General features: G+C 59.1%; 25 protein-coding genes. 12 read left to right on the top strand and 13 right to left on the bottom strand.

The genetic code is table 11. From position 1 onward, the window contains the following. Positions 1–2: 2 nt before the first annotated feature. On the bottom strand, positions 3–752 hold the full coding sequence (locus tag CKW30_RS20100) for a hypothetical protein (RefSeq protein ID WP_095181700.1): 750 nt from the start codon (positions 750–752) through the stop codon (positions 3–5). A 115-nt stretch (positions 753–867) separates the two neighbouring features. Here CKW30_RS20100 and CKW30_RS20095 point away from each other — a divergent pair, with 115 nt between their 5' ends. The 3 genes from CKW30_RS20095 (at position 868) to CKW30_RS20085 (ending at position 4,059) form a co-directional block, all read left to right on the top strand. Beyond that, on the top strand, positions 868–1,233 hold the full coding sequence (locus CKW30_RS20095) for a hypothetical protein (RefSeq protein WP_095181699.1): 366 nt from the start codon (positions 868–870) through the stop codon (positions 1,231–1,233). 100 nt (positions 1,234–1,333) lie between these two features. Continuing rightward, a complete protein-coding gene (locus CKW30_RS20090; RefSeq protein ID WP_095181698.1) occupies positions 1,334–2,068 on the top strand; it encodes a hypothetical protein in 735 nt (244 codons plus the stop codon). Positions 2,069–2,139: 71 nt separating this feature from the next. Continuing rightward, positions 2,140–4,059 carry an alkaline phosphatase D family protein gene (locus CKW30_RS20085; RefSeq protein WP_095181697.1) on the top strand — a complete coding sequence of 640 codons (1,920 nt, stop codon included), beginning with the start codon at positions 2,140–2,142 and terminating at the stop codon, positions 4,057–4,059. A 123-nt stretch (positions 4,060–4,182) separates the two neighbouring features. Here CKW30_RS20085 and CKW30_RS20080 read toward each other — a convergent pair whose 3' ends face one another. Next, a complete protein-coding gene (locus CKW30_RS20080) occupies positions 4,183–5,355 on the bottom strand; it encodes an aspartate aminotransferase family protein (protein ID WP_095181696.1) in 1,173 nt (390 codons plus the stop codon). 102 nt (positions 5,356–5,457) lie between these two features. Between CKW30_RS20080 and CKW30_RS20075 the strand changes: the two genes are divergently transcribed. Together CKW30_RS20075 and CKW30_RS20070 are read left to right on the top strand one after the other, a co-directional pair. Next, entirely contained in the window at positions 5,458–6,384 is a 927-nt protein-coding gene (locus tag CKW30_RS20075) for a LysR family transcriptional regulator (protein WP_095181695.1), read from the top strand. Positions 6,385–6,518: 134 nt separating this feature from the next. Then, on the top strand, positions 6,519–7,220 hold the full coding sequence (locus tag CKW30_RS20070) for a hypothetical protein (protein ID WP_016773307.1): 702 nt from the start codon (positions 6,519–6,521) through the stop codon (positions 7,218–7,220). Positions 7,221–7,581: 361 nt separating this feature from the next. Here CKW30_RS20070 and CKW30_RS20065 read toward each other — a convergent pair whose 3' ends face one another. From CKW30_RS20065 to hmpA, 10 genes are all read right to left on the bottom strand, one after another. Continuing rightward, positions 7,582–8,073, bottom strand: coding sequence for a RidA family protein (locus tag CKW30_RS20065; RefSeq protein WP_016773306.1), 492 nt, complete (start codon positions 8,071–8,073; stop codon positions 7,582–7,584). A gap of 186 nt (positions 8,074–8,259) precedes the next feature. Continuing rightward, positions 8,260–8,574, bottom strand: coding sequence for a DNA-binding transcriptional regulator (locus CKW30_RS20060; RefSeq protein ID WP_041479944.1), 315 nt, complete (start codon positions 8,572–8,574; stop codon positions 8,260–8,262). Next, positions 8,571–8,915 (bottom strand): hypothetical protein, encoded by a 345-nt coding sequence (locus tag CKW30_RS20055; protein ID WP_041479945.1) that lies wholly within the window; start codon positions 8,913–8,915, stop codon positions 8,571–8,573. Before CKW30_RS20055 ends, CKW30_RS20060 begins: the two co-directional genes overlap by 4 nt. 115 nt (positions 8,916–9,030) lie before the next feature. After that, on the bottom strand, positions 9,031–9,918 hold the full coding sequence (gene cyoE / locus CKW30_RS20050; RefSeq protein ID WP_016773305.1) for a heme o synthase: 888 nt from the start codon (positions 9,916–9,918) through the stop codon (positions 9,031–9,033). Between the two features lie 10 nt (positions 9,919–9,928). Next, complete coding sequence (gene cyoD, locus CKW30_RS20045; RefSeq protein WP_011335842.1) at positions 9,929–10,264, bottom strand: cytochrome o ubiquinol oxidase subunit IV; 336 nt, start codon at positions 10,262–10,264, stop codon at positions 9,929–9,931. Beyond that, complete coding sequence (gene cyoC, locus CKW30_RS20040; RefSeq protein WP_016773303.1) at positions 10,264–10,887, bottom strand: cytochrome o ubiquinol oxidase subunit III; 624 nt, start codon at positions 10,885–10,887, stop codon at positions 10,264–10,266. The genes cyoD and cyoC overlap by 1 nt, the downstream gene beginning before the upstream one ends. 3 nt (positions 10,888–10,890) lie before the next feature. Next, a complete protein-coding gene (gene cyoB, locus CKW30_RS20035; protein WP_041479948.1) occupies positions 10,891–12,921 on the bottom strand; it encodes a cytochrome o ubiquinol oxidase subunit I in 2,031 nt (676 codons plus the stop codon). A 3-nt stretch (positions 12,922–12,924) separates the two neighbouring features. After that, positions 12,925–13,866 (bottom strand): ubiquinol oxidase subunit II, encoded by a 942-nt coding sequence (gene cyoA / locus CKW30_RS20030; protein ID WP_024014231.1) that lies wholly within the window; start codon positions 13,864–13,866, stop codon positions 12,925–12,927. Positions 13,867–14,693: 827 nt separating this feature from the next. Beyond that, complete coding sequence (locus CKW30_RS20020) at positions 14,694–15,203, bottom strand: disulfide bond formation protein B (RefSeq protein WP_095181694.1); 510 nt, start codon at positions 15,201–15,203, stop codon at positions 14,694–14,696. A 222-nt stretch (positions 15,204–15,425) separates the two neighbouring features. Continuing rightward, the gene (gene hmpA / locus CKW30_RS20015; RefSeq protein WP_095181693.1) at positions 15,426–16,607 is read right to left on the bottom strand and encodes an NO-inducible flavohemoprotein; all 1,182 of its coding nucleotides are present in this window, start codon (positions 16,605–16,607) and stop codon (positions 15,426–15,428) included. Positions 16,608–16,770: 163 nt separating this feature from the next. Here hmpA and norR point away from each other — a divergent pair, with 163 nt between their 5' ends. The 5 genes from norR (at position 16,771) to CKW30_RS19990 (ending at position 21,604) form a co-directional block, all read left to right on the top strand. Continuing rightward, positions 16,771–18,333: a nitric oxide reductase transcriptional regulator NorR gene (gene norR / locus CKW30_RS20010; protein WP_095181692.1), complete on the top strand. Its 1,563-nt coding sequence runs from the start codon at positions 16,771–16,773 to the stop codon at positions 18,331–18,333. Positions 18,334–18,911: 578 nt separating this feature from the next. Beyond that, the gene (locus tag CKW30_RS20005; protein WP_016773296.1) at positions 18,912–19,814 is read left to right on the top strand and encodes a chemotaxis protein CheV; all 903 of its coding nucleotides are present in this window, start codon (positions 18,912–18,914) and stop codon (positions 19,812–19,814) included. A gap of 3 nt (positions 19,815–19,817) precedes the next feature. Beyond that, a complete protein-coding gene (locus tag CKW30_RS20000) occupies positions 19,818–20,300 on the top strand; it encodes an N-acetyltransferase (RefSeq protein ID WP_095181691.1) in 483 nt (160 codons plus the stop codon). A 144-nt stretch (positions 20,301–20,444) separates the two neighbouring features. Continuing rightward, positions 20,445–20,771 carry a hypothetical protein gene (locus CKW30_RS19995; RefSeq protein ID WP_056790191.1) on the top strand — a complete coding sequence of 109 codons (327 nt, stop codon included), beginning with the start codon at positions 20,445–20,447 and terminating at the stop codon, positions 20,769–20,771. Positions 20,772–20,854: 83 nt separating this feature from the next. Further along, positions 20,855–21,604, top strand: coding sequence for a YkgJ family cysteine cluster protein (locus CKW30_RS19990; RefSeq protein ID WP_095181690.1), 750 nt, complete (start codon positions 20,855–20,857; stop codon positions 21,602–21,604). A gap of 134 nt (positions 21,605–21,738) precedes the next feature. Here the strand turns inward: CKW30_RS19990 and CKW30_RS19985 are convergent, their stop codons facing one another. Beyond that, positions 21,739–21,978: a hypothetical protein gene (locus CKW30_RS19985; RefSeq protein WP_016773292.1), complete on the bottom strand. Its 240-nt coding sequence runs from the start codon at positions 21,976–21,978 to the stop codon at positions 21,739–21,741. Between the two features lie 406 nt (positions 21,979–22,384). Here CKW30_RS19985 and CKW30_RS19980 point away from each other — a divergent pair, with 406 nt between their 5' ends. Both CKW30_RS19980 and CKW30_RS19975 read left to right on the top strand, forming a co-directional pair. Beyond that, the gene (locus tag CKW30_RS19980) at positions 22,385–23,545 is read left to right on the top strand and encodes an efflux RND transporter periplasmic adaptor subunit (protein WP_095181689.1); all 1,161 of its coding nucleotides are present in this window, start codon (positions 22,385–22,387) and stop codon (positions 23,543–23,545) included. Further along, positions 23,542–26,655 (top strand): multidrug efflux RND transporter permease subunit, encoded by a 3,114-nt coding sequence (locus CKW30_RS19975; protein WP_095181688.1) that lies wholly within the window; start codon positions 23,542–23,544, stop codon positions 26,653–26,655. Before CKW30_RS19980 ends, CKW30_RS19975 begins: the two co-directional genes overlap by 4 nt. The last annotated feature ends 3 nt before the right edge of the window (positions 26,656–26,658 follow it).

Below are 26,658 nucleotides of genomic sequence, written 5' to 3'. Positions count from 1 at the left end.
TGTCAGCGACGTGCTTTCAGCACTCGAATATCCGTTGGGAAGCCGTCAGCGCCCACCAGTTTTTTCCAGCCCATGTACTGAAATTCGCCGCTGGGATCAATGTAGTCGCCCTTCTCTGGTTGCCCCCCGCCAACTATCGCAACACGCTTCACTTCGCCACAGCCGCCATCCGACGGTCGCACCGTGTAGATCACATAGGGCTTCACGTATTGCGTGGCGCGGAAGTATTGGCCGCAGATTTCGTCGACGGTAATCAGCATGGTTTTCAGGCGGGCTTCGCCGTCGGTGTCTTCGTGCAGTTTCAGGAAAGAGATGTCACCGACGTCGCTGTAGCCGAGGGAACGGGCGCGTTGGTAGGCGGGGGAGTTCTGGTGCGCAATACGGCCCTCCTCCACACCCCGTTGCATTTGCGCGGCGAACTCGGCTTTGCCTTGGGCCAGGGTTGCCTCGGCATGGGCCGCGACGTTTTCGCAGTGGGCATACTCGCTGGAGTCGAGGTGTTGCGGTAGCAGGTTAAGGCGGCGCTCGTTCATGGAGGCGAGGCTGTCTTGCAGGCCGGACGTTAGTGCATAGGCAGCGGAGACGCGACCGCTCTGGACGTCGGCGATTGTCTCCTGCATCCACTGGCAATTGGCGAGGTAGTAATCCCAGCTGGCTTGCGGGTGTTCTTTCGCGAAGCAGAAGGCTGGGGTAATGGAGACGGCAAGGGTGAGAGCGCCGAGCAGTTGCAGCAAACGGGTTGAGGAAAACATGGGTAGTCCATTACAGAGAAGGCATGGCGCGACGCTACTATTTTGCTATCGTTCCGTCCACTCTCAACAGGCGAACAAGTTGTCGCCTCTGTCTCGTGGCAAGGAAAGAAATCCGATGGATGCTGTGTTGTGTTTAGTGGTCATGGCGGCAATGTGGTTCTGGGTGGTGCGCCAGCGCGGGCACTGGAATCTATGGTTGGCAAACCTCGCCGGAGCGGGCAGCGCTGTGGTGGCGGGCATTGTCTTCACACTGCTTTATGACGGGCTGTTCGGCACCACCATGGCAGCGCCGGGACTGCATAACAGCCTGGTGGTGTTCATGACCAGCGCGGGCGTTCTGGCGGGTGTGTGGTTGTGGATCGCCAAGCGTCGACAGCCGGCGCATCCGGTTGCACGTCAACTGCTCGCGGGCGCCTGTGGCGTTGCCGCCGGCATGGTCACGTTGATTTTTCTGGCGGCGAATTATTTTCCGCAACCGTAGCCGGACGGCGCGTCTATTTTGCTATCTTGCCGCGCATCGTCGGGGCTTGCTGATCGTCTCGCGTCGCGCTTGGATTGTTGAAAGGTAAGGAAAGGATCAAATGGAGTTTCTGCGTTTTCTGGCGTTCGTCGCTGTCTGGGGTTTCATGTGGCGCTGGGTGGTGAAGAACCGCGGCAGCTGGAATATTTTCTACGGCAACATCGTTGGCGCGGCGGGTGGGTTCATTGTCGGGCTGGTGATGTTGTCGATCACGTTTTCGCTGTTTCCTTCGTCGTTCGATCACGAGGCGCAGGTGCAAAACACGCCAGTCGTCGAGTCGACCTCTGTGTTGCCTGAAGCCGAGGCAGTCACGCCCGTCACCGAGCTGAAAGATGCGCCGGTGTTTGCTGCCATCGAGGCGGACGACAAGCCTTCCCCCCCGGACTCCGCACTGCTGCCGAATAACGTCAGCCGAGCGCCGAAATCAATGGCGGTACAAACGGTGCTGAATCAGAGCGACTACGAGGGTCGCATGGCCCTGGCCGCGCTGAACAAGAAATTGCGCGGCGACGCACAGGCCGACAAATCGATGATCGCGTATGTCATGTGCAGCCCGTTTGTCACCAGCACCCTGCGTTATCCCGCTTCGGCGCGTTTTGCTGACAGCAAAGCGCTGGTCAGTCATCGCTACAAGGATCAGGTCTACAGCTTCAGCAACAGCGTAACTGCGCGCAACATGAATGGCGACGATGTCACCTACCGTTTCGATTGCTCCGTGCAGGAATTGCCACGGGTTGATGCGACGGCTGGGGAGTGGCGTTTGCTGGCGCTGAAAGTGCAAAAAGCCGACTCTTAAGACTCATTTAAGGGATCAAGGCGCCGGCTGCGCTATCATCGCCAGCCTGTGCGCCTTGAACTTTGCCCTCGATGTTTTCAACACCTGATGACCTGATCTCGCTGCCTCCTGTACTAGCCGGTCCGTTGCTGCGGCGGCTGGAGCCGACGCGCGTGGTGCTGTGGCTGGTGGGCTCGCGTGAACTGTCGCTGACCTTGCACCTGCAAGGTGTAGGAGATATTCCGCTCGACTCGGAGAAATGCACGGTCATTGCCGTAGGCCGTCATGCGTTCGTGCATCTGATAGACGTTCAACTTGAAAGCGCCCTGCCCTGCGACACGTTTATCGCTTACGACCTGCTGATCGACGACGCCATCGGTATGGCTGAGTGGGCGCCTCATCTGCTTTACCCTGGTGCCAGCTGCGCGAACCTCGTCGTGCGTTCGCGGATCGATCAATTGCTCCACGGTTCCTGCCGCAAGCCACATCATCCGGCAACCGACGGTTTGCTCTGCGTCGATCAATTGCTGGCCGACGAAACCGATGCGCAACGGCGCCCGGCGCTGCTGATGATGAGCGGTGATCAGGTCTATGCCGACGATGTTGCCGGGCCGATGCTGCGGGCGATTCATGCCTTGATCGAGCGTCTGGGTCTGTTCGATGAGCACCTTGACGGTGCCGTGGTCAGCGACAGCGCCAAGCTCTACCAACACCCGGCCAGCTACTACCACCGTGCGGATTTGTTACCGGCGCTAGAGAGCAACGAGACCTTGCGCGAGCGATTTTTCGGTGGCGCGCGTAAGCCGATTTTCACCAGCAGCAGTGCCGACAACCATCTGGTGACGTTCGCCGAAGTCATGGCCATGTACATGCTGGTGTGGTCGCCGACGCCGTGGTCGCTGATCAATCCGAGCGCGCCGACGCTGACGCCGGAACGCCGCAAGCGCTACCACCTCGAGCAGACGCGCATTGATGCCTTCAATACGGGCCTGGGCAACGTCGCGCGGGCGCTGGCGCATCTGCCGAGCCTGATGATTTTCGATGACCACGACATCACCGATGACTGGAATCTTTCTGCGCAGTGGGAGGAAACCGCCTACGGCCATCCGTTTTCCAAGCGCATTATCGGCAACGCGCTGATTGCTTATCTGTTGTGTCAGGGCTGGGGCAACAATCCGGACGCTTTCAAAGGAATGCTGGAGCAGACCGCACAACTGAGCGCCAGCGGTGATGACGGCTATCTGGACATGCCGGTGCAGGATGATCTGATTGATCAGCTGCTGCGTTTTCAGCAGTGGCATTTTGTGCTGCCGAGCAGTCCGGCGCTGGTGGTGATCGACACGCGCACCCGGCGCTGGCGCAGCGAGATGGCCCTCAAGCAACCGTCGGGCCTGCTCGACTGGGAAGCCTTGAGCGAACTGCAACAGGAACTGCTCGATCACCCTTCGGCGATCATCGTGTCGCCGGCGCCGATCTTCGGGGTGAAGCTGATTGAAACCGTGCAGAAGGTGTTCAGCTGGTGCGGTTATCCACTGCTGGTCGACGCGGAAAACTGGATGGCCCATCGCGGCGCGGCGCAGGTGATACTGAACATTTTCCGACACTCGCGCACACCCGGAAACTACGTGGTGCTGTCCGGCGATGTGCATTATTCCTTCGTCTACGAAGTCCTGATCCGCCACCGCAAGGCCGGCCCACGGATCTGGCAGATCACCAGCAGCGGCATCAAGAACGAATTCCCACCGACCCTGCTGGAATGGTTCGACCGCCTCAACCGCTGGCTCTACTCACCACGCTCACCGTTGAACTGGTTCACCAAACGCCGCCTGATGCGCATCGTCCCGTACACGCCGGAACATGCCGAGGCCGGGGAACGGCTGTGGAATTCGGCGGGGATCGGACAGGTGTTTTTCAATGAACAGGGGCAGCCGAGCGAGATTGTTCAGCACAACTCGAATGGGGCGGAGAAGACGAGGATGCTGGCGCCGGAGTTTGCAAATGCGCCGGACTAAAGCCATGCGCTGATCTGTGGGAGCGAGCCTGCTCGCGAAGGCGCAATTTCAGTCGACACCTACTGTGAATAGTCGACCGCTTTCGCGAGCAGGCTCGCTCCCACAGGGTTTTGCGCAGACCAATCAATGTGCGGCCAGAGCCCGCCCAACCCCTCTGACAATCATCCCCACCTCGCGCTCATCAATCGTCAGCGGCGGGAGCAATCTGATGGTCTTGCCACGAGTCACGTTGATCAACAAGCCGTGATCCCGCGCAGCGATCAGCGTCAGGTCGCGCACCGGTTGTTTCAGTTCGATACCGATCATGAGGCCCTGCCCCCGGATTGCCAGCACGTTCGGATTGTCTGCCAATTCGGCGCGCAAGCGTTCCAGCAGCCGTGCGCCCTGCACCCGCGCATTCTCCAGCAGGCCTTGCTCTTCGATGATGTCCAGCACCGTGCAGCCAACCCGACAGGCCAGTGGATTGCCGCCGAAAGTGCTGCCGTGGCTGCCCGGGGTGAACAGGTCGGCCGCCCGGCCACGGGCCAGGCAGGCGCCGATCGGCACGCCATTGCCCAAGCCTTTGGCGAGGGTCATGACGTCGGGCACGATGCCTTCGTGTTGAAAGGCGAACCACTGCCCGGTGCGGCCGATGCCGGTCTGGATTTCATCGAGCATCAGCAGCCACGCGTGGCGATTGCACAGGTCGCGCAGGGCCTTGAGATAACCCGGCGGTGCGACTTGTACGCCGCTTTCGCCCTGAATCGGCTCGACCAGAATCGCCACGATGCGCGCGCCGTGTTTGCGTTGTATCTGCTCCAGCGCCGCGAGATCGCCGAACGGCACTTTGACGAAGTCCCCCGGCAGTTCGTTGAAGCCCAGCCGCACCGCCGGGCCATCGCTGGCGGACAAGGTGCCAAGGGTGCGGCCATGAAACGCGTTGGCCATGACCACCACCAGCGGCTGCTCGATGCCTTTGCGCCAGCCGTACAGACGCGCCAGTTTCAGTGCGGTCTCGTTCGCTTCGGCGCCGGAGTTGTTGAAAAACGCGCGCTGCATGCCCGACAACACCGTCAGCCGTTTGGCCAGTTGTTGCTGCCAGTCGATGCTGTACAGGTTTGAGGTGTGCAGCAGCAGCCCCGCTTGCTCGCTGATCGCCGCGACGATACGCGGATGCGAGTGGCCGACGTTGGTCACTGCCACACCAGCAACGGCATCCAGATACTCGCGCCCCGCCTGATCCCACAGGCGCGTGCCCAGGCCCTTGGTGAAACTCAGGGCCAGTGGTTGGTAAGTGTTCATCAGGGCGGCGGTCATGACGTGAAACTCCATTGCAGGTCGGTGTTTTTGCAGTATGGTTAGCCACCTGAGCTGGATAAACCCGGAAAAACTTCAATCATTTAAAAGCCGAGCTTGATAATGGATTTGTTTCAGTCGATGGGCGTGTACGTCAAAGTGGTCGAAACCGGGAGCATGACGGCCGCCGCTGCGAAGTGCGAAATGTCGACGACGATGGTGGGCAATCATCTGCGCGCGCTGGAGCAACGGCTCGGCGTGCAACTGCTGCAACGCACCACGCGCCGCCAGCGCCTGACCGAATTCGGCAGCGTCTATTATCAACGCTGCCTGGAATTGCTTGGCCTGGTGGCCGACTCCGAACGCCTTGCCGAACAAGCGTCGGACGAGCCGCGCGGTTTGCTGCGTATCACCGCGCCGCTGACCTTCGGCGTCGAACGACTGACCCCGGCCCTGAGCGAATATTCCTTGCTGTATCCGCAAGTGAAACTCGACGTGGTGCTGACCAACAGCCGCCCGGATCTGCTGGAAAACGGCCTCGATGTTGCCTTCCGTTTAGGCAATTTCGACCAGTCCAACCTGATCGCCCGGCCCTTGATCGACTACACCCTGACCGTCTGCGCCTCCCCGCAATACATCGCGCGGCGCGGCATGCCGCATACGCCACAGGATTTGCAGCAACACGATTGCCTGTCCTTCGCCTATCCGGCTGGGGATGACTGGCAATCGGTGGAAAAACGCTGGCGTCTGAGCGGCCCGGAAGGCGAAGTCCTCGTCGACGTCAGCGGACCGATGCTGATCAACAGTTCCGCCGGTTTGCATCAGGCAGCGCGCAACGGCATGGGCATCATGATGCTCCCCGACGCACTGGTGGAGCAGGATCTGCGCGACGGCAAACTGGTCAGGGTAATGACGGATTACCAACCGCCAAGCAGGCCGATGCACCTGTTGTATGCGCAGGATCGCTATCGATTGCCCAAGCTGAGACGGTTTGTCGAGTTTGCGATGCGTACGTGGGGGAAACCCGCTGACGCCATGCCCGGAAAATAACGCACGCCGGGAAAAATCCCGACCACCAGACCGTTGCTCCGTGACAACGCCGCCCCGCTCCCCTAAATTAGTCGGCCTGAAAAAGACCTCGTGCTTTCTCGCCTCAACTCAAGTTAAAAAGTAGTGAAATTTCAATGTCCGATTTCAACACCGCTGAATCCGTAGTCACCCAGTCGTCCAAAGCGGAATACGAAAACTCCATCAATCTTTCACAACACCTGCCTCAAGCCAAAATCATCAGCGAGATGGTCCTGGACGCGTTCCAGTCGACCCGCGAAAGCGACCAGATCCGCGAATTGCGTGCGGCGATCCGTCAGGCGCATGACAGTTTTGATGACGACAAGGCGTACGAGCTGATGGGCGAACTCAAGCGCCTGAAAGACGCCGAGGCAGCCGACATTGCCGCGCTGGAAGACCTGAGCAGCAAGTTCTCGATCGGACGCATTCTGTCCAGCTTCAAGGACGATCCGGCATTCCAGGAAATCGTTTATGGCCTGGCGCTGAAGGTGTTGAATCAGACCCATCAGGCGATCAGCAATCCGAGCGGCGGCAAGAGCAAAGCTGCGAAGAAGAAAGAAGTGGAAATCTTCACCATCAGCAAGGACGGCGCCAGCGTGACCCTGCCAATGCGCACGCCGCGTTCGCGCCTGAATGTTGATCGTGAGGCACTGGAGTTCCTCGGTTTCACCTTCGTGGGTGAAGGCGATGAAGCCGAGCTGGAAAGCGAAACCTTCGTCGATAACGCCGGTACCGAACAGGCGGTGAACCGCAAGAACATCATCACCGCCCTGCAGCAGCAGACCGCGTTTGATGGTTACAGTATCGCGGCGCAGTAATAGCGCAGCCGCTGTACGAAAAAGCCCCGCACTGAGATTCAGGCGGGGCTTTTTGTTGTCCGGCTTGTGATTCGTGAGGAGGCGAAAATCGTCGCCCCTCACCCCAGCCCTCTCCCGAGGGAGAGGGAGCCGACTTGTGTAATTTTCAAACCTGAGTTCGGCTCGGTATTTCAGGTCGGCGTATATCTTGAAAGCCCCTCAGTCAGTCCCCTCTCCCGAGGGAGAGGGAGCCGACTTGTGTGATTTTCAAACCTGAGTTCGGCTCGGTATTTCAGGTCGGCGTATATCTTGAAAGCCCCTCAGTCAGTCCCCTCTCCCTCCGGGAGAGGGTTAGGGTGAGGGCAAACCGCTACCCCCCCCCTCAAGCCGAAGGATGCAACGCCGCAATCATGTCCACTTCAATCGCCGCATTCTTCGGCAACTGATACACGCCGATGGTCGTGCGCGTATGCCGCCCGGCATCGCCCAGCACATGGCTGAACACATCCGAAGCGCCGTTGGCCACTTCGCTCAGGTCGACGAAGTCGGCGGTCGATTTCACATACACCGTGACCCGCAACAACGCACGAATCTTGTCCAGTGAACCCACCGCATCGACGATCAGCGCCAGGCAACGCATCGCGCTGATGCTTGCGGCGGCTTGCGCATCCTTGAGGTTCAATTCCAGCCCCACGCGACCGGGATAGAGGATCTTGCCATTGACCCGCGGCACCATGCCGCTGATGTAGAGCTCGTCGTGATGACGGATCAGCGGCGCGTAATTGCCACCGGCGGTGTTCTCGCCATAGATGTCGTAGTTGAGTTCTTCGGCCAGGGCGATAAAGCGCTCATCGCAGGTCATCCGTTCGGTCATTGCGCCCAGCCTTTTGATCAATGCAGGGGTTGAGACAGTCGAGCACCGGAGATGGCTTGGAGCTACTACTGTCGGGGTTGGATCCGAATCTATGGCGTTTGCCTAAGTTGTGCAACCAGCGTAGATGGAACAAAAAGCCCTAAACCTTTCGGATGCCCCGGACCACAAGCTGGTCTTCAGCGGCGCTCAAACAGTGTTCAAGCGCTCAACCATATCTGGAAATTTTTCAACCAGTCGTATCAATAAGGCTGCTTGAGCATTGGGCTTCGACTTTTCCTGCTCCCAATTTCGAAGGGTGTTTGGACTTGTCCTGATTCGACTGGCAAAAACAGCTTGAGACATATGCAGTTTTTCTCGAAGAGCAACAATTTCCTGTGCGCCCACTTCAGGTACAGGCTTGTCCTCAAGCACTGTATTGCGCAGTGTGATCTTGCCCTCGCGTTGAGCCGCCATCTCATCAACGCCCTGCATTAACTCTGCAAACAGGTCGCGTTTTTTCATGGGGTACCTCGTTTTTTCAACTCTTTATCAATGGCTGTCCTGAGTGCCCTCTCTTGCTCGGCAGTCAGCTTCTCAAGCTCATCTTTGTCGTAAATGGCGAACATCCAGAACTGACCATCATTCATAAGCCAATAGTAGAGAACCCGCAAGCCGCCTCGTCTTCCCTTGCCACGGCGAGAATCAGCCCAGCGCAGCTTACGGAAGCCACCCGTTCGAGGCATTACATCGCCCGCAAGCGGATTGCTCTGAAGGTAGTTCTGCAATGTTCGATATTCGTCGTCCGTCAGATAGCGGCCAACGCTTTTGGTAAATATCGTTGTTTCAAAAAAGATTGTTCGCATAGCCAAACTATAAGCAGCTTGACTATAGACAGCCTATCAACAAATCGCTGCTCGAATAAACAAAAAACCCCGCACATCTCTCAACGTGCGGGGTTTTTCCTGAAGCTTGCAAACCTTACGGTGCGTACGTCAGCAACAGCTCTGTCGGCACCTTGAAGTCCAGGGACATCATGACGCTCAACGCAGTGATGGTGAAGATCGAGAACACGAACAGCTTGCGTGCCCAGACGGTGTCATCAACTGCCTTGTAGCCGGTCCAGGCCATGTACAGCCAGTACATGCCCATGGCGGCGGCGACGGCTAGGTAGCTCATGCCGGCGTAGCCGCTGAAGGTCAGCATCAAGGTCGCCACGAGGAACGCCAGGATGTAGAGCAGGATGTGCTTCTTCGCCACTTGGATGCCGCGTTTCACTGGCAGCACCGGAATCGATGCGGCCAGGTAATCATTGAAACGGAAAATCGCGATGGCGTAGGAATGCGGCATCTGCCACAGGCTGAACATCACCAGCAGGGTCAGTGCGGCCATGTCGAAGCTGTTGGTCACGGCAACGTAACCGATCACTGGCGGCATGGCGCCCGACAGACTGCCCACCAGCGTGCCGTGAACCGACTTGCGCTTGAGGTACAGGCTGTAGAAGCCGACGTAGATGATGAAGCCGATTACTGCGAACAAGGCAGCCAACGGGTTGGCCACCTTGTACAACAAGGCAACGCCGAGAACACCCAGAATGGTCGCGTAAACCAGGGCCAGTTTCAGGGAGATGAGGCCCTGGACCAGCACACGGTTCTTGGTGCGTTCCATCTTCAGGTCGATGTCGCGGTCGATGCAGTTGTTGAACACGCAACCGGAGGCCACGACCAGGGAAGTACCGATCATGGCGGCCAGAAACACCGCCAGATCGACATGCCCTTTCGAGGCCAGGAAGAACCCGCCTGCCACAGAAAGCACGTTACCGAAAATGATCCCCGGTTTGGTGATTTGGATAAAGTGCTTGAGCGACATCGGGTCTACCTCACTTCGCCATCATGTACGTGTGGATGCTGAACATGATCCACAGCGACAGGCCAACCAGCAGCACGATCACAATCGCCGTGAAGACGAACGCGATCACGTTGTTACGCTGTGCAATGGAACGGTCCAGGTGCAGGAAGTAATACAGGTGAACGATCACCTGGATCACTGCGAACAGCAGAACGATTGCCAGCGTCGTCGACTTCGGCAGGGTCGGGTACATCACCAGACCGAACGGAATGACGGTCAGGATTACCGACAGGATGAAGCCGATGGCGTACGACTTGACGCTGCCGTGGCCAGCATCGTGGCTGTCATGGGAGTGTGCATTAGCCATTACAGAGTCCCCATCAGGTAAACAACGGTGAAGACGCAGATCCAGACCACGTCCAGGAAGTGCCAGAACAGGCTCAGGCAGCTCAGACGGGTCTTGTTGGTCGACGTCAGGCCATGCTTGTTGACCTGATACATCATGATGCCCATCCAGATCAGACCGGCCGAAACGTGCAGACCGTGGGTACCGACCAGGGTGAAGAACGCCGACAGGAAGCCCGAACGGCTAGGACCGAAGCCCTCGGAGATCAGCAGGTGGAACTCGTTGATCTCCATGGCGATGAAGCCCGCGCCGAGCAGGAAGGTCATGAACAACCAGCCCAGGACCGCCTGCTTCTTGCCCTTGTACAACGCCAGCATGGCGAAGCCGTAGGTGATCGAACTGAACAGCAGCAGAGCGGTTTCGCCCAGCACGTAAGGCAGTTCGAAGATGTCGTGGCCCGACGGGCCACCGGCAACGTTGTTTACCAGTACTGCGTACACCGCGAAGATCGACGCAAACAGAATGCAGTCGGTCATCAGGTAGAGCCAGAAACCGTATACGGTCATCTCGCCCGAGTCGTGGTGATGGTCATCGTGCCCATGGTCACCATGGGCGTGTCCAACATTGGTCACTAAGTTCGACATGGTTTAAGCCTGTTCCAACGAGGTTTCAACACGGGTGGCATTGGCCGGGATTTTCCCTGCCGCGACCAGACGCTTGTGCTGCTCGGCTTCGATACGCTCGATCGTTTCAACCGGAACCATATAGCCCTGGTCGTCACGTGCAGCGTGGATCACGAAGTAAACGACGGTGCCCACCAGGCTCGCGATCGCCAGCCACCAGATGTGCCAGATCATCGCGAAACCGAAGACGGTCAACAGCGCGCCCATCACCACGCCAGTGGCGGTGTTGTTCGGCATGTGGATCGGCTCGTACTTGGCCGGACGCTGGTACGCAGTACCGTTTTCCTTGGCTTCGGTGAACGGGTCGATGCAGTCAGCCTTAGGCAGCACAGCGAAGTTGTAGAACGGTGGTGGCGACGAGGTCGACCATTCCAGGGTGTGTGCATTCCACGGGTCACCGTGATCGCAAACGTTCTCTGGCTTGTTGCGGTCGCGCACACTGACGTACAGCTGGATCAGTTGGCAGGCGATACCCACAGCAATCATCACCGCACCGAACATGGCAACGTACAGGTACGGTACCCACTCAGGGTTGGTGGTGGCGTTCAGACGACGGGTCATGCCCATGAAGCCCAGTGCATAGAGCGGCATGAACGCGACGAAGAAGCCCGAGATCCAGAACCAGAACGCTGCTTTACCCCAACCTTCGTGCAGCTTGAAGCCGAACGCTTTCGGGAAGTAGAACGCGAAGCCAGCGATGTAACCGAATACCGCACCGCCGATGATCACGTTGTGGAAGTGCGCGATCACGAACAGGCTGTTGTGCAGCACGAAGTCAGCACCCGGGATGGCCAGCAGTACGCCGGTCATGCCGCCGATGGCGAAGGTCACCATGAAGCCCAGTGTCCACATTACCTGGCTGGTGAAGCGCAGACGGCCCTGGTAGATGGTGAACAGCCAGTTGAACAGCTTCACACCCGTCGGGATGGAAATCAGCATCGTCGCCAGACCGAAGAAGGCGTTGACGCTCGCACCCGAACCCATGGTGAAGAAGTGGTGCAGCCAGACCATGAAGCCCAGTACCGAGATCGCGCCCGAGGCGTAGATCATCGAGTGGTGGCCGAACAGTTTCTTGCCGGTGAACGCCGAGATCACTTCCGAGAAGATGCCGAATGCCGGCAGGATCAGGATGTAAACCTCAGGGTGGCCCCAGGCCCAGAACAGGTTGACGTACATCATTGGATTGCCACCAAGTTCATTGGTGAAAATGTGGAAATCCATGTAACGGTCAAGGGTCAGCAGTGCCAGGGTAGCGGTCAGGATCGGGAACGAAGCCACGATCAGAACGTTTGCCCAGGTGCAGGTCCAGGTGAAGATCGGCATGTCCATCAGTTTCATGCCAGGGGTACGCATTTTCAGTACGGTCGCGAGGAAGTTGACCCCGGTTAACGTAGTACCCAATCCGGATAGCTGTAGCGCCCAGATGTAGTAATCCATACCCACGCCAGGACTGTATTGCAGACCCGACAGCGGCGGATACGCAACCCAACCGGTCTTGGCGAACTCGCCGACGCCCAGGGACAGGTTGATCAGCACAACGCCGGACACCAGCAGCCAGAAGCTCAGGGAGTTCAGGAACGGGAACGCAACGTCACGCGCGCCGATCTGCAGCGGCACTGCAAGGTTCATCAGGCCGGTGAAGAATGGCATCGCCATGAAGATGATCATGATCACACCGTGAGCGGTGAAGATCTGGTCATAGTGTTCAGGTGGCAGGTAGCCAGGCGAACCCTCGGTGGCCATGGCCAGCTGGGTACGCATCATGATCGCGTCGGCAAAGCCGCGCAGCAGCATGACCATGGCGACGATGATGTACATCACGCCGATTTTCTTGTGGTCGACCGAAGTCAGCCACTCGGTCCACAGGTACGTCCACTTCTTGAAGTAAGTGATCGCAGCGAACAGCGCCAGACCACCGAGGGCGATCATGGCGATGGTCACCATCACGATCGGCTCGTGGAATGGGACTGCTTCCCAACTTAATTTACCAAACATCGTTTACTCCTCTGCCCCGGCAGCTGAATGCGAACCCGCGTCAATATCCGTGGCCGCCACTTCTTTCTCTTTCTTCTCGTGCTTCAGCGGCTTGCCCGGCTTCATACCTTCGTACTTGTCGACGATGATCTGGAACTGGTTCGGCGTGACCGACGAGTAGAGTTCGACTGGGTTGTTCTGGCTCGGTTTGGCCAGGGCCGCGTATTCAGCCTGATCAAGCTGTTTAGGCGACTTCTTGACTTCACTTACCCAGGCGTCGAAATCTTCCTGAGTGGTGGAGATAGCCTTGAATTTCATACCGGTGAAACCGGCACCGCTGTAGTTGGCGGAGATACCGTCCATTTCAGCGTTGCGGTCAGCGATCAGGTGCAGCTTGGTCTGCATGCCCGCCATCGCGTAGATCTGGCCGCCCAGGCCCGGGATGAAGAACGAGTTCATCACGGCGTCGGAGGTGATCTTGAAGTTGATTGGCGTGTGCGCCGGGAACACGATCTTGTTGACCGTGGCAATGCCTTGTTCCGGGTAGATGAACAGCCACTTCCAGTCCAGCGCGACGACTTCGATGGTCACCGGCTTGACGTCAGACTCGATCGGACGATACGGGTCCAGCTCGTGAGTCGAGATGTAAGTGATGTAGCCCAGGGCGATGATGATCAGCACCGGGATGGTCCAGACGGCCACTTCGATCTTGGTCGAGTGCGACCACTTCGGCGTGTAGACGGCGTTCTTGTTCGAAGCGCGGTACTTCCAGGCAAACAGGAAGGTCATGACGATGACCGGCACGACGACCAACAGCATCAGCAGCGTGGCGGTGATGATCAGGTTGCGCTGTTCCAGGCCGACCTGGCCCGTTGGATTGAGCAAGGTCATGTTGCAGCCTCCCAGCAGCAACGTGCCGAGCAGCGGCACTAGGCCTAGTAATCTGGGGTACCTGTTTTTACTCATCTCACGACCTCTAAAGCAGCTTGCGCAATGCAGTTGGGTTTTGATCGCCAACACTTCACCCTGCCAAGGGTTGGCATTTTCTTTGGATTGAATAAGGGCCGCCCGTCGCGCGTCTCACGCTCGACAAAACCTTGGGACAGCGTTCAGTTCTTATTCGAATTCGTGGTCAAAGGCCTTGTTACAGACCAATTCCATTTGGTGCGGAAAATTGGAAAGGCACCGACACCAGGGTGTCTCGAAAGCCTCGCGGCTCGCTCGACACCCGACCTCCTGATCAGTTCCTTGATAAAGGCTGAACAGCGTCGGGAATTCAGTGCGGGCGATTGTAGATAGGTAGCGCCCTATACACCATGTCTTATCCCGAAATAATTTTTATCACTCAGAGCAACAATCCATCGCCATTTTTGCAAAAGTTGCGCAAGTTATCGAAAGCGTTTCTCAATAAAAGCGGCAAAATCTGCCAGCGTAACCGCCTCAAATCAGACAGCTCTGCACCCGATCTACAAACGCTGGAGCGGCGCAAAGCCCGATGTTCCAAGGGCTTCGTCCATCTGCCGGCGCCTGTTAAAACTGCCTGCTCTGGTACGTCCGTGCTCAAGCCCGAAAACACTAAAACTGGCCAATGTTTTTATGTAACAGGCGGCCAATCCGCCGCATCCCGAGTCCCTGCGACAGCCCCTGTGTGACAACATGTCGCACATTTGCCGCACGCTTCATTGTCGTTCGTCACGGTGTTTTCACAAACGCTCTGAAATGCAAAACGCCCCGATTTTCAACAACGAAAATCGGGGCGTTTTGTTTATCGGCAGCTCTGCCGAGAAGTTGACTCAGCGCAGCGCTTTTCGATTACGCGAAGTCAGCAGAGGCACCAGAATCACCACCAGCACGAACGCCACCAGCGCCCATTGCGCCAGCGACAGACCGAGGATCGGCGGATACGGCGTCGAGCAGAAACCGTCGACCTGGAAGCCCAGCGGGAAAATTTTCGCCAACGGCAGATCATCGACAATCGGTTGCAGCACATCGACGCCACAACTCACCGCCGGATAGAACTGCGTATAGACGTGATGCCCGGCCACACCGACCCCGGCAATCGCACAGATCACTACCAATGTCTCGAACACGGTGATGCTGCGACGGCTACGCATGCCCGCACCGATGAAGGCGAACACTGCAATCAGCAAGAGTGCATAGCGCTGCAGAATGCACAGTGGGCAAGGTGCTTCGCCGAGCACGACCTGCATGTAAAGTGCGCCGCCGATCAACGCCAGGCAGATGATCCCCAGCAACACCAGATAGCGCCGCTCACGCCCCAACCGCATCGTTTCCTCGCTCATTGCCTTTCCTTTGTAAGTCCATGGTCCAGCCGGCCGGCGGCTGAAATTGTCGCAAGTCTACACCGGGGCAATAAACGATAGAGCGGTTAAGGAATGATTAACCAACATGGCTTTGCGGCGCGCGGAAGATTCGCGAGCAGGCTCGCTCCCACGATGGATCTGCGTCGCACGCAATTCCTGTGGGAGCGAGCCTGCTCGCGAACGAGACAACTCGGTCTCGGATCACTCCAGAGCAGCAGCCGGCCCGAAGAACTCGTAACGGCTCTGCTTCTCCGGCACGCCCAACGCTTTCAGGTGCCGTTTGATCGCGCCCATGAACCCTTTCGGCCCCAGGAAGTAAGCATCGACATCACGCTGCGCCGGCAGCCACTGGCCGAGCAGTTCTTCGCTGAGCAGGCCGACCTTGTCCGCCGCCGGGCTGACGCCATCCTCTTCGGCGTAGCAATAGAAGCGCTTGAGTTGCGGATGACGCGCCGCCAGCCCATCGACCCAGTCGCGGAACGCGTGGACACTGCCATTGCGCGCGCAGTGGATAAAGTGCACCGGACGCTCGGTTGCCAACGCTGCTTCCAGCATCGCCAGAGTCGGAGTGATGCCGACGCCGCCACTGATCAGCACCAGCGGCTTGTCGCTGGCCGCCAGGGTGAATTCGCCCGACGGCGGGAACAGCTGAATGCTTGAGCCGACGTGCAGTTGATCATGCAGATAGTTGGACGCGCGACCATTCGGTTCACGCTTGACGCTGATGCGGTACTGACCGTTATTGGCCAGTGCCGACAGCGAATAGTTGCGACGGATTTCTTCGCCGTCGAGCATCAGCTTCATGCCGATGTACTGACCCGGTTCGGCCGCAAGAATCGGCCCTTTGTCTGCCGGTTCGAAGTAGAACGAGGTAATTTCGGCGCTCTCTTGCACTTTAGCCGCAACGATGAATTCCCGCGCACCGCGCCAGCCGCCGACGGCGTGTTCCTTCTGGTCATAGATCGCGGCTTCCGCGCCGATCAGGATGTCGGCCAGTTGCCCGTACGCAGCGCCCCAGGCACTCATCACCTCAGGTGTGGCGATCTCTTCGCCGAGCACTTCGGAAATGGCGCGCAGCAGGCAGCTGCCGACGATCGGGTAATGCTCCGGCAGGATCTGCAGGGCGACGTGTTTGTTGATGATCTTGGCTACCAGATCGCCCAACTGGTCGAGCTGATCGATGTGCCGCGCGTACATCAGCACGCCGTTGGCCAAGGCACGCGGCTGATCGCCACTGGCCTGATGCGCCTGGTTGAACAGCGGGCGCACCTGCGGGTATTCGGAGAGCATCATGCGGTAGAAATGCGTGATCAACGCCTCGCCGCCGCTTTCCAGCAGAGGCACGGTGGATTTGACGATGGCACGATCCTGGACGCTAAGCATAAGGTGACTCCTGGGCTTTCTGGAAAGATTGCCTTAGGAATATCAGCTTTCATGCCAACTAATTAATCTTTTAAATTCAATAGCTTGAAACCTTAATAGTCATTTCGACACAAATGAACGTATAGTCATCGCGACTACATCTTGTCTATTTGACTACATACCCATGACCGCCAAATCCCTGCTTACCGCCCTGCTGCCTCTGGTCGCTGACCTGTCCCGCGAACTGCCCGAGGGCGAGCGCTATCGGCGCCTGCTCGAAGCCATGCGCGCTTTGCTGCCTTGCGATGCCGCCGCGTTGTTGCGTCTGGATGGCGAATCATTGGTGCCGCTGGCGGTGGATGGTTTGAGTACGGATACCCTCGGCCGCCGCTTCAAGGTCAGCGAGCATCCGCGTTTCGAGATTCTGCTGGCCGGCGCCGGGCCGACGCGTTTTGCCGCCGACAGCGACTTGCCCGATCCTTATGACGGATTGGTCGATGGCCTCGACGATCATCTTGAAGTTCACGACTGCCTCGGCTGTCCTTTATTCGTCGATGAAAAACTCTGGGGCCTGATCACCCTCGACGCGCTGGACCCGGAGCGTTTCGAGCCGATCGAACTCGACGCACTGCAAGCCTTCGCCAGCCTCGCCTCGGCCACGGTCAACGCGGCCGAACGCATCGAACGTCTGGCCACCCGCGCCGAAGACGAGCATCAGCGCGCCGAGGTCTACCGCCAGGCCAGCGGCCAGCAGCACCGCGAAATGATCGGCCAGAGCAAGGCGCATAAACGTCTGGTGGAAGAAATCAATCTGGTCGGCGGCAGTGATCTGACTGTTCTGATCACCGGCGAAACCGGGGTCGGCAAAGAGCTCGTGGCCCAAGCCATCCACGCCGCCTCCGCGCGCGCCGACAAACCGATCATCAGCCTCAATTGCGCCGCCCTGCCCGACACGCTGGTCGAAAGCGAACTGTTCGGCCACGTGCGCGGCGCCTTCACCGGCGCCACCAGCGACCGTCGTGGCAAGTTCGAACTGGCCAATGGCGGCACGCTGTTTCTTGATGAAGTCGGCGAACTGTCGCTGACAGTTCAGGCCAAGTTGCTTCGCGTATTGCAGAGCGGTCAGTTGCAGCGCCTGGGTTCGGACAAGGAGCATCAGGTCGATGTGCGCCTAATTGCAGCGACCAATCGCGATCTGGCCGAGGAAGTGCGCAGCGGTCGCTACCGTGCCGACTTCTATCACCGTTTGAGCGTGTATCCGCTGCGAGTGCCGGCGCTACGCGATCGTGGGCGTGATGTGTTGTTGCTCAGTGGTTTCTTTCTCGAGCAGAACCGCTCGCGCATGGGCCTCAATAGTCTGCGTTTGAACAGTGATGCTCAGGAAGCGCTGCTCGCCTACACCTGGCCGGGGAATGTCCGGGAGCTGGAGCATTTGATCGGGCGCAGTGCGCTGAAGGCTCTGGGTAACTGCAAAGTGCGGCCGAAGATTTTGAGTCTGAGCGCGGCGGATCTGGATTTGCCCCGTGAGGTTGTGGATAACGTGGTTGCGCCTGCCTATGCAGATTTGGCCAATGAGATGCCGATGATCGGTGGTGATTTGCGCAGTGCCACCGATGAGTTTCAGCGGCGGTTGATCGGTACAGCGCTGGAGCGTCATCAGGATAACTGGGCGAGCGCGGCGCGAGAGTTGGGGGTGGATCGGGCGAATCTTGGGCGGATGGCCAAACGATTAGGCATGAAGAGCTAAAAGCACACCCTCACCCTAGCCCTCTCCCAGAGGGAGAGGGAACTAATTGGGGGATATTGAAGAACTCCACTGACGTGAAAGATTTCTTCCGAATCCATAATCGACTCGGTCGTTCAGGTCGGTGTAAAACGCCAGACACCTCCGTCGGTCCCCTCTACCTCTGGGAGAGGGGACTGATTGGGGGATACTGAAGAACTCCACTGACGTGAAAGATTTCTTCCGAATCCATAATCGACTCGGTCGTTAAGGTCGGTGTAAAACGCCAGACACCTCCGTCGGCCCCCTCTACCTCTGGGAGAGGGGACTGATCGGGGGATATTGAAGAATTCCACTGACGTGAAAGATTTCTTCCGAATCCATAATCGACTCGGTCGTTCAGGTCGGTGTAAAACGCCAGACACCTCCGTCGGCCCCCTCTACCTCTGGGAGAGGGCTGGGGTGAGGGGCAGTGATAGAGAGAACAGCGATCAACTCAAGCCGACTACCCGACAACTAACCTAAAGCCCACCCCTTTAACGCCGATAACACGGCATCAAAGGTTTCTGGCGATTTCCACTCTCGCCCCACAGAAGGTTCTTATGTCCTCCACCAAAGCCCGCGCAGATTCACTTTCGCTTCTGCTGTTTACCTTGCGCAGCGGCAAGCTGATGGCGATCAACCTGCTGAAAGTCAGTGAAATCATCCCCTGCCCGCCGCTGACCAAGCTGCCGGAGTCGCACCCGCACGTCAAAGGCATCGCCTCCCTGCGCGGTGCCTCTTTGTCGGTGATCGACCTCAGCCGCGCGATCGGCGAGCGGCCGCTGGAAGATCCCAACGGTGGCTGCCTGATCGTCACCGATGTCAGCCGTTCCAAGCAGGGTCTGCATGTGCAGGCGGTGAGCAAGATCGTCCATTGCCTGACCACCGACATCAAGCCACCACCTTTCGGCTCCGGCGGCTCGCGTGCCTACATCACCGGCGTGACCTCGGTGGACGGCACGCTGGTGCAGGTGCTGGATATCGAAAAAGTCATCCACAGCATCGCCCCGGCGCAGATCGAAATGGCGCCGACCGACCTGACCATGGAAGACGCCGAAGTGCTCGGCAACGCGCGCATTCTGGTGGTCGACGACAGCCAGGTGGCGCTGCAGCAATCGGTGCACACCCTGCGCAACCTCGGCCTGCAATGCCACACCGCGCGCAGTGCCAAGGAAGCCATCGACTGCCTGCTCGACCTGCAAGGCACCGCGCAGCAGATCAATCTGATCGTCTCCGACATCGAAATGTCGGAAATGGACGGCTATGCCTTTACCCGCACCCTGCGTGAAACCCCGGACTTCGCTCACTTGTACGTCTTGCTGCATACCTCGCTCGACAGCGCGATGAACAGTGAAAAAGCTCGCCTGGCCGGTGCCAACGCGGTGCTGACCAAGTTCTCCTCGCCGGAGCTGACCCAACGCCTGATCGAAGCCGCCAAGCACGTCGCGGCCAACGGGCACTGAGTCTTGGCCGAGACGTTTTGCTTTCTGCTGCGCCGCGACTTGAGTGGACCTCTGCCGGATGCTCAGTGGCCGGACGGGATTGAGCTGTCCGTCTACCGCGAGGAACTGGCGCCGGCAGTGCATCAGTTGATGCAGCTCGGACAGCTGGAAGGTGGCGGTCGAGTGCCGTCACTGGACGATTGGCAGCGGCGCTTTGCCAGCGACCCTGAATACGACCCTGCGTTGTGTTTCATTGCCTGCGATGCCGAGGGCGTGGTGGGCGTGGCGCAGTGCTGGACCAGTGCGTATATCAAGAATCTGATGGTGCACCCGCGAATGCAGGACCGGGGGCTTGGACGCGCGTTGTTGCTGCATGCCTTCAGCGACTTTCAACAGCGACGCGAGGGGTTTGTCGATTTGCGGGTTCTGGAGGACAACCTGCGGGCGCGGCGGTTGTATGAAAATGCCGGGATGGTTGTGGTTCGGCGCGAGCCTGTGCCCGACTGATCTACCGCTTTCGCGAGCAGGCTCGCTCCCACAGGTGGATTGCATTTCAAACTGTGGGAGCGAGCCTGCTCGCGAAGGGCAGCACTGGCAACTTCCGCTATCCGACAGACTCCAACCTTGGCCATAACCAAGGATGCCCCAACCATGAAAGCCATCACCCTGGCGCTGCTCAGCCTCATCGCCCTCGCCTCCCAGGCCCATGCCTCCAGCCCCGACGCCTGGGCTGCCTATGACAAGACCGTCCTCGCCAGCTGCACCAAGGCCAGTGGCCTGAAAAACGTCAAACCGGTCGGCACACCGGCGCAATTCGACGACCGCGTCGGTTACACCGCCGTTCTGCTGCAAGGCCAATACCCGCAGAAACACATGAAAGGCCAGCAAGGCAGCGAGCTGTGCCTGTACAACAAACAGTCGAAAACCGCGTACGTCACCGAGTGGGATTCGATTCGCCCGACCGCCAAACCTCAGTGAATGGCGCACAACTTGCTTCGACCCGGCCCTGTGCGGTGGTTTTCCGCCACCGTTTCACACCCTGATTGAAGACAGATCGCTCAATGAATACGACGTTTTCCTGCGTAGGTTGCGGCAAATGCTGCACCGATCACCATGTCCCGCTGACGCTCGCCGAAGCCCGCATGTGGGCGGCGGATGGCGGTCAGGTGATCGTGCTGGCCGAGGCTTTTCTCGGCAATGGCCTGGGCCTGCCAGCGCAACAGCGCGAACATGCCGAGCGCCGTTCGGCGGTGGTCCGCAGTGGCACTACTGATGCTCACGTGGCGATCACCTTTGCCGCCTACAACGTCGGCCCCTGCCGGAATCTTGACGACGAAAAGCGCTGCCGGATCTACGAGCGTCGCCCGCTGGTGTGCCGGATTTACCCGGCGGAAATCAATCCGCACATCCCGCTCAATCCTGCTGCCAAGGATTGCCCACCGGAGTCCTGGGAACAGGGACCGGAGCTGATTGTGGGGGGCGAGTTGGTTGATCGGGAACTGCTGGAGTTGATTCAGCGTTCGCGTCAGGCGGATCGGGATGAGATCAAACTCAAGGATGCGATCTGCGCAACCCTGGGAATTCGCACCACGGCGCTCAAGGGCGACGGGTTCACCGCGTACTTGCCGAACATGGATGCCTTTGCGGCAGTGATCGACCAAGTGAGCGCGCAACCGCTAGCGGCGCAAACCAGTGAATGGCTGTTTCATTTGTCTGGCGATGACGTGGCTGGACAGGTACAGGCTGCGGGTGGGCAAGTAGTGACCGAGCCGGCGCAGACTTATGCGTTTATTTCATTGCGCGCGGCTTGATCTGATATTTGTGCTGTAGCGGATGTCGCTTTCGCGAGCAGGCTCGCTCCCACAGGGTTGGGTTCTACACAAATCCAAAGTGGGAGCGAGCCTGCTCGCGAAGAGGCCAGCACAAGCACCATCACTTTCCGATGTCAGCGCTTACCCATCGACCGACGCGTCCCCGGCGGCGCCATGCCCGGGGTTTTGGTGTGGCCATTCTTCGCGCCATTCTTGTACCACGGCTGATTCGAGCCTTTCGCCGAAGCCAGCTCGCCCGGCTTGAACGGGAACTTGAACGCCGGGATCTCGGCCTTGGTTTCGCTGGCGTCAGCCACTTCAGCCGGGACGTCGCTCACAGCGTCGTCAACCGGCGGTTGGGTCGGGGAAGTCATAAAAGCTCCGGGAACATAAAGTCGGCCCGATCAGTGAGCCGCAAAGGCGCGCAGTATACCTGTGCGCTCTGGCTCGGCATCTGAAGATTTGCACCGTGCGCTGAACGGTTTCCCCTCACCCTAACCCTCTCCCTGGGTAGGGGACAGACCGAGGTGTTTACTCGAGGTTCGCCGACATGGGATACCGAGTCGAACTCAGGTTCGAAAAGCCCACAAATCGGCTCCCTCTCCTTGGGGAGAGGGCTGGGGTGAGGGGCGAATCCAACACAAGAGCATCGCCGCACACTGCTACTCCCCATCTATACAAACGAAACTGACAATCCTGACAGCCAGCCGTCACCCTGCCGACCGCCTGAGCGGTTTATAACTGGTCAATCTGCCCAAACTCCAGACTTCGGCGCCGCGCATGTCCATCCAGAAAAACAAAATCCTGCTGGCCACTCTCCTGATTCTGCTGGCAGCCGCCGGCCTGTGGTTCGCGCTGAAACCGGCGCCGGCCAAACTGGCTACACCGACTGCCATCCCGGTGCGGGTGGTGACGGTCAGCGCAAAAGACGTGCCGCGCTATACCAGCGGCATCGGCTCCGTGCTCTCGCTGCACAGCGTGGTGGTGCGTCCGCAGATCGACGGCATTCTGACGAAGATTCTGGTCAAGGAAGGTCAGCTGGTCAAAGCAGGCGACCTGCTCGCCACCATTGACGACCGCTCGATCCGCGCCAGCCTCGATCAGGCCCGGGCGCAGTTGGGCGAGAGTCAGGCGCAGTTGCAGGTCGCGCTGGTCAATCTCAAGCGCTACAAACTGCTCAGCGTCGACGACGGCGTATCGAAACAGACCTTCGACCAGCAACAGGCCTTGGTCAATCAGCTCAAAGCCACTGCGCAAGGCAATCAGGCCTCGATCGATGCGGCGCAGGTGCAACTGTCCTACACGCAGATTCGCTCTCCGGTTACTGGGCGCGTCGGTATTCGTACGGTCGATGAAGGCAACTTCCTGCGCATGACCGACACCCAGGGCCTGTTCACCGTCACGCAGATCGACCCGATCGCCGTCGAGTTCTCCCTGCCGCAGCAGATGCTGCCGACCCTGCAGAGCCTGATCAGCGATCCGCAACGCGCCCCGGTCAAGGCGTACATCGGAGCCGACACCGATGGCGAAACCGGCAATTTGCTCGGCGAAGGTCAGCTGACCCTGATCGACAACCAGATCAACGCCAACACCGGCACCATCCGCGCCAAGGCCGAGTTCGCCAATGCCAGCCAGAAGCTCTGGCCGGGTTTGCTGGTGACGGTAAAAATCCAGACGGCTGTGGATAAAGATGCGCTGGTCGTTCCGCCCACCGTCGTACAGCGTGGCCTCGAACAACACTTCGTTTACCGCGTGAAGGACGACAAGGTCGAGGCAGTGCCGGTGCAAATGGTTTATCAGGGCAGCGGCCAGGACATCATCAAAGGCGTCAACGCCGGTGACGTACTGGTGACCGACGGGCAGTCGCGGCTCAAGCCGGGGTCGAGCGTGCAAATCATGAGCGAGCCGCCGCAAGTGGTGCAGGCGGAGCCCAAGCCATGAACTCGCATAAAGGCATCTCGACCTGGTGCATCGATCACCCGGTAGCGACGATTTTGCTGACGTTCGCTCTGGTACTGGTCGGCGTAATTGCCTTCCCGCGTTTGCCGATTGCGCCACTGCCGGAAGCGGAGTTTCCTACAATTCAAGTGTCGGCGCAGTTGCCCGGCGCCAGCCCCGACACCATGGCTTCCTCGGTGGCGACGCCGCTGGAGGTGCAATTCAGCGCCATCCCCGGCATGACCCAGATGACCTCGAGCAGTGCGCTGGGCTCAACTCTGCTGACCTTGCAGTTCACTCTCGACAAAAGCATCGACACCGCCGCCCAGGAAGTGCAGGCGGCGATCAATACCGCCGCCGGCAAGTTGCCCAAAGACATGCCGACGCTGCCAACATGGAAGAAGGTCAACCCGGCCGACAGCCCGGTGTTGATTCTCAGCGTCAGCTCGACGCAAATGCCCGGCACCGAACTCAGCGACCTGGTGGAAACCCTGCTCTCGCGTCAGATCAGCCAGATCGACGGCGTCGGCCAGATCAACATCACCGGTCAGCAACGCCCGGCGATCCGAGTGCAAGCCTCGGCGGACAAACTCGCGGCGATTGGCCTGACCCTGGCCGACATTCGGCTGGCGATTCAGCAGACCAGCCTCAACCTGGCCAAAGGTGCGCTGTACGGCGAGTCGAGCATTTCCACGCTGTCGACCAACGACCAGTTGTTCCACCCTGAGGACTACAGCCAGCTCATCGTTTCCTACAAGGATGGCGCCCCGGTTCACCTGCGCGATGTCGCCAAAGTCGTCAACGGTGCGGAAGATGCCTACGTGCAGGCCTGGGCCGGAGATCGACCCGGCGTGAATCTGGTGATTTTCCGCCAGCCCGGCGCCAACATCGTTGAAACCGTCGACCGCATTCAAGCCGCCCTGCCCGGCCTCGAAGCGATGCTGCCGGCCTCGGTGCAGGTGAAAACCCTGATCGACCGCACGCAGACCATTCGCGCCTCGCTGCATGAAGTGGAAATCACTTTGCTGATCGCGATCCTGCTGGTGGTCGCGGTCATGGCGCTGTTCCTGCGGCAGTTATCGGCGACGCTGATTGTCTCGGCGGTGCTCGGTGTCTCGCTGATCGCCAGTTTCGCCCTGATGTACGTCCTCGGCTTCAGCCTGAACAACCTGACGCTGGTGGCGATCGTCGTCGCGGTCGGCTTCGTTGTGGACGATGCGATCGTGGTGGTGGAAAACATTCATCGCCATCTCGAGGCCGGTGACGATATACGCGAGGCGGCGATCAAGGGAGCCGGCGAGATTGGCTTCACCGTCGTTTCGATCAGTTTCTCGCTGGTGGCGGCGTTTATTCCGCTGTTGTTCATGGGCGGTGTGGTCGGAAGATTGTTCAAGGAATTCGCCTTGACTGCGACATCGACCATCATGATTTCGGTGGTGGTGTCGCTGACGCTGGCGCCAACCCTTGCTGCACTGTACATGCGCAAACCGGTGCATCACGCCAGCGCCAAACCGGGTTTCAGCGAGCGCTTGCTCGGCTGGTACGAAAAAGGCCTGCGCCGCGCCCTCGATCATCAGAAATTGATGATTGGTGTGTTCGGCTTATCTTTGGCGCTGGCTGTTGCCGGTTACATCTTTATTCCCAAGGGTTTCTTTCCGGTGCAGGACACCGGATTTGTCCTCGGCACCACCGAAGCCGCTGCGGATATCTCCTACGGCGACATGGTGAAAAAACACTTGGCGATGGCCGAAATCGTTGCAGCCGATCCGGCGGTGCAGGCGTTCTCGCACTCGGTCGGGGTTTCCGGCAGCAACCAGACCATCGCCAACGGGCGCTTCTGGATCGCCCTGAAAAAACGTGGCGATCGCGATGTCAGCGCCAGCCAGTTCATCGATCGCATCCGCCCGCAACTGATGAAAGTGCCCGGCATCGTCCTTTATTTGCGCGCCGGGCAGGACATCAACCTCAGCTCCGGCCCTAGCCGTGCGCAGTACCAATACGTACTCAAGAGCAACGACGGCGCGACCCTCGCCACCTGGACCCAGCGCCTGACCGAGAAACTGCGCAGCAACCCGGCGTTTCGCGACATTTCCAACGATCTGCAACTGGGCGGCAGCATCACCCACATCAGCATCGATCGCAGCGCAGCGGCGCGTTTCGGCTTGACGGCAAGCGATGTCGACGAGGCGCTGTACGATGCGTTCGGCCAACGGCAGATCAATGAATTCCAGACTCAGGTCAATCAGTACAACGTGATTCTGGAACTGGATACCAAACAACGCGGCAAGGCCGAAAGCCTCAACTATTTCTATCTGCGCTCGCCGCTCAGTGGGGAAATGGTGCCGCTGTCGGCGCTGGCCCGATTCGACGCGCCGACCATCGGCCCGCTGTCGATTGCCCATGACGGCATGTTCCCCGCCGCCAACATGTCATTCAACCTCGCCCCCGGCGTGGCATTGGGCGATGCGGTGATTCAGCTCAATCAGGCCAAGGCCGAGATCGGCATGCCCACCGCGATCAGCGGCAATTTCCAGGGTGCGGCGCAGGCGTTCCAGAGTTCGCTGGCCACCCAGCCATGGCTGATTCTGGCGGCGCTGGTGGCGGTATACATCATTCTCGGCGTGCTTTATGAAAGCTTCGTGCATCCGCTGACGATCATTTCGACCCTGCCGGCAGCAGGCCTCGGCGCGGTGATCATGCTGTGGATCTGCGGCCAGGACTTTTCGATCATGGCGTTGATCGGTCTGGTGCTGCTGATCGGCATCGTCAAAAAGAACGGCATCCTGATGATCGACTTCGCGCTCGAGGCGCAGCGCCAGCGCGGTCTGCCGCCGCAGGAGGCGATTTTCGAAGCGTGCATCACCCGGTTCCGGCCGATCATCATGACCACCCTCGCCGCCCTGCTCGGTGCGTTGCCGCTGATGCTCGGCTACGGCACCGGCGCCGAATTGCGCCAGCCGTTGGGCATTGCCGTGGTCGGCGGTTTGCTGGTCAGCCAGATGCTGACGCTGTTCACCACGCCGGTCATATACTTATGGCTCGAGCGGCTGTTTCACCGGCACTCACACCCACCAGCCCCAACGCCCGCAACGGCACTGGCGACCACAGACTGAGGC

This window comes from Pseudomonas sp. Irchel 3F6, assembly GCF_900187595.1.
Taxonomy (GTDB): domain Bacteria; phylum Pseudomonadota; class Gammaproteobacteria; order Pseudomonadales; family Pseudomonadaceae; genus Aquipseudomonas; species Aquipseudomonas siliginis.
Note: the sequence above shows the minus strand (reverse complement) of the source record. Positions and strands in the feature narration are given on the sequence as shown.